Raw genomic sequence first — 3,459 nt, forward strand, 5'->3', positions numbered from 1 at the left:
GGTGCGAAAGCCCACCACGCCCGCAGGCGGCGCGGCCTTGCCCGACCCGGCCGCCAGCCGGACCATGGCCGGGTCGGCAAAGGGCGTCAGGCAGGCCATGGCCTGCCCGCAAGGGGCCGACTCCAGGCAGGGGGCGCACGGGGTCACGGCCTGCCAGACCGTATGGCCCGCGCCATAGGGGCCGGTCTCGTGGCACCAGGCCGAGGACAGGAAAAAGGCCGTCACCGGCGTGCCCAGGTGGGCGGCCAGATGCATGGCCCCGGTGTCCGGGGTGAACAGGGCGTCAAGCCCGGAAATCTCCCGCACCAGCCCGGCCATGTCCGTCTGGCCGGTCAGGTCGGCCACCTGACCGGCCAGGGAGGGGTGCAGATGTCGGCAAAAGGCCCGGGCCGCCGGGGCCTGGGCCGCCGTTCCCAAAAGCGTAATGCGCCGCACGGCATGGCATGAGACCGCCGCCGCCGCCAGCAGGGCCATGACCTCGGGCGGCAGGGACCGCCTGGCCTCGCGTCCGGCCAGGACCACGCCGAGACCGCCGCCCTTGGGCGCGGCCAAGGGATTGACCGAATCGGGCGAAACCAGGCGCGGCGCAAAGGCGGCCCAGAAATCCGCCAGATTGACGCCCGCCTCCCGGCGCGCGGCCGCAAACCGGAAGGCCAGGGCGGGCCAGGGATCTTTTTGCGGCTGCCCGCTTACCTGAAAATGCCCGCGAACGGTTTCGGAGGGGAAAAGGGCGGAGACGGCCCGGGCCAGTCCGGAATGGTTGAGCAGATAGACGCGCGCAAAGTCCAGGCCGGAAAGCTCGGCGAACACCGTGCGGTTGGCGAACACGCGGGACAGGGCGGCCGGATCGTCGGCGCCGCCGGGGGTGGCCGGGCCGTGGGCGGCCAGGCCGTGGCAGACCACGCCGGGGAACAGCAGCCGGGCCAGGGAGACCAGCGAGGCGTCCGTGAGCAGATGGACCTCGGGGATTGCGCCGTCGAGGTCCGCCAGGGCCACGGACTGAAGCAGCCGTTTGGTCTGGATCAGATCCCCCAGCCGGGCCAGTTGGACGACGAGCACTCGTTTCATAAAGGAAGCCTTCGAAAGGCTTGATCATTTCTATCCGGATTTTTTTGCGAAAGAAAGCTGTTTTCCCATCCGCCGGTCATCTGATATGCATTGCCCCCATGCGGTACTATCCCATCTTTCTCAATCTCGCCCGGAAAAAATGTCTGGTGGTCGGCGCAGGCCAGGTGGGCCGACGCAAGATCGCCACCCTGGCCTCCTGCGGGGCCGAAGAGGTTCTGGTCCTGGACGTGGCCCCCCTGTCCCCTTCGGGCGCGGCCATCCTGGACCAGGCCTGCGTTCGCTTCGAACAACGCCCCTTTGCCCCGGACGACCTGGAGGGCCGGTTCCTGGTCATCGCCTCCACCAGCGACGAGGAGCTCAACTGGCGCATCAGCCGTCTGTGCGAGGAGCGCGGCATCCCCTGCAACATCGTGGACCAGCCGGAAAAATGCAGCTTCATCGTGCCCGCCCTGTTCACCCAGGGGGATCTGACCCTGGCCGTGTCCACCGGCGGCAGCTCCCCGGCCCTGGCCCGCAAGATCCGCCGCGACCTGGGAGACTATTTCGGCGCGCAGTACGGGGCCTTCCTGACGCTTATGGGCAGACTGCGGCCCCTGGTCATCGGCCTTGGCCAAGGCTCAGACCACAATTCGGAACTTTTCCGCACCATCGTGGATTCGCCGCTTCTGGACGCCATAAAAAGCCGCGATGCGTCGGCTGCCCTGTCCATCCTCCGCTCGATCCTTCCCGAATCGCTGCACGGGCAACTTGAAGCGATCATCATGGGGGTGATGCACGATGACGCCGGATAATCTGCTGTTTCTTGCGGTGATCTGCCTGTATCTCTCGGGAACGATCCTGTATCTGCTCGGCGTCCTGTGGCAGGCCCCGACCCTTCGCCGGGCAAGCTACGCGGCCGCCATTGCGGGATTTATCCTGCACTCGGTCTGCCTGGGGCTGTCGCTGCGCGAAGAGGCCGGGACCATGCTACTGCGCGGCGAGTTTTATTTCAGCCTTTTGGCCTGGAGCCTGCTCCTGATCTTTTTCTTTTTGTGGTGGCGGCTGCGCATGGATTTTCTGGGGCTTCTGGCCTCTCCCCTGGCGTTGATCCTTTTTCTCTCCTCCCAGGCCGTGGGCGGGGCGCGCCAGTTGCCGGAGACGTTGGCGGGGCTTTTTTTCGGCCTGCACATCGGATCGCTTTTTTTGTCCATCAGCCTCCTGGCCATGGCCTGCGGCGCCGGGGCGGGCTATCTGTTCCTGGAACGCAAGATCAAGACCAAGGAGAAGCTTTCCGGGTTCGCCCGGGCCTTGCCGTCGCTTTCCACCTTTGACCGGGCCAACCAGTGGTCGGTCACGGGGGGGTTTCCCCTGTACACCGTCGGCCTGGTCTCGGGCTTTTTGTGGGCCAAGCTCACCTGGCAGCGCATTTTCTCCTGGGATCCCAAGGAAGTGGTGGCCATTTTCATCTGGCTGCTCTTCGCCTTCCTGTTCCACCAGCGCCTGTTCATGGGCTGGCGCGGCCGCAAGACCGCCTGGCTGGCCATCTGGGTCTTTTGCCTCAGCATCGTGTCCATGCTGGTGATCAACTTTTTCATGCCCACCCACCACAGCTTCGCGTCCTAAATCATGCAATACACTATTCATTTGTTCGGATTAAACCACAAGACGGCGGACGTGGAGGTGCGCGAGGCCTTTGCCCTGGCCGACGGCGGCGTTCTGGAACGGGCCCTGGTGTCCCGGGAAAGCCCCATCCGCGAGGCCCTGGTTCTGTCCACCTGCAACCGGGTGGAGATCTTGGTGTCCGGGGCCCCCGAGGCCGAGGTGGCCTCCCTGGTCTTGTCGCGCTGGGCCGGGCACTGCAACCGGGATGCGGCCGGGCTGGCCCCGCATATTTACGCCCACGCCGGGACCGACGCCGTGGAGCACGTCTTCCGGGTGGCCTCGGGCCTGGACTCCATGGTCCTTGGCGAGCCCCAGATCCTGGGCCAGATGAAGGACGCCTACCGTCGGGCCGTGGGCAACGGGTCCACGGGGGTGATCCTCAACCGGCTTTTGCACAAGGCCTTCTCCACAGCCAAAAAGGTCCGCACGGCCACGGGCATCGGGGCCAGCGCCGTGTCCATCAGCTACGCCGCCGTGGAGCTGGCCAAGCGCATCTTCGGGGAGACGGCCGGGAAAAAGGCCATGCTCATCGGGGCCGGGGAAATGGCCGAACTGGCCGCCACCCACCTTCTGACCTCGGGCATCTCCCATCTCTTCGTGGCCAACCGGACCTTTTCCCGGGCACAAGAGCTGGCCGAACGCTTCCACGGCACGGCCATCCCCTTCGAAAACCTGGTCGAACATCTGCCCGAGGCGGACATCGTCATCAGCTCCACCGGCGCGCCCCAGGCCATCATCCGGGCCAGAGAC

General features: G+C 66.0%; 4 protein-coding genes. 3 read left to right on the forward strand and 1 reads right to left on the reverse strand.

Features of this window, described 5'->3' with window-relative positions; genetic code table 11:
• Positions 1-1,068 (reverse strand): glycosyltransferase family 9 protein (locus V3572_RS10345; RefSeq protein WP_332110911.1); only part of this gene is annotated, 1,068 nt, incomplete at its 3' end.
• A gap of 98 nt (positions 1,069-1,166) precedes the next feature.
• Here V3572_RS10345 and V3572_RS10350 point away from each other — a divergent pair.
• From V3572_RS10350 to hemA, 3 genes are all read left to right on the forward strand, one after another.
• Positions 1,167-1,859 (forward strand): precorrin-2 dehydrogenase/sirohydrochlorin ferrochelatase family protein, encoded by a 693-nt coding sequence (locus V3572_RS10350; protein WP_332110912.1) that lies wholly within the window; start codon positions 1,167-1,169, stop codon positions 1,857-1,859.
• Complete coding sequence (locus tag V3572_RS10355; RefSeq protein ID WP_332110913.1) at positions 1,846-2,670, forward strand: cytochrome C assembly family protein; 825 nt, start codon at positions 1,846-1,848, stop codon at positions 2,668-2,670. Before V3572_RS10350 ends, V3572_RS10355 begins: the two co-directional genes overlap by 14 nt.
• A gap of 3 nt (positions 2,671-2,673) precedes the next feature.
• The coding region (gene hemA / locus V3572_RS10360; RefSeq protein ID WP_332110914.1) for a glutamyl-tRNA reductase at positions 2,674-3,459 on the forward strand (786 nt) is incomplete at its 3' end.

It is taken from the genome of Desulfolutivibrio sp. (assembly GCF_036584575.1).
GTDB lineage: Bacteria > Desulfobacterota > Desulfovibrionia > Desulfovibrionales > Desulfovibrionaceae > Desulfolutivibrio.

Excerpts from the sequence above, each read along its gene's own strand:
- V3572_RS10350 (WP_332110912.1), top strand. The coding sequence starts at position 1,167 with ATGCGGTACTATCCCATCTTTCTCAATCTCGCCCGGAAAAAATGTCTG.
- V3572_RS10355 (WP_332110913.1), top strand. The coding sequence starts at position 1,846 with ATGACGCCGGATAATCTGCTGTTTCTTGCGGTGATCTGCCTGTATCTC.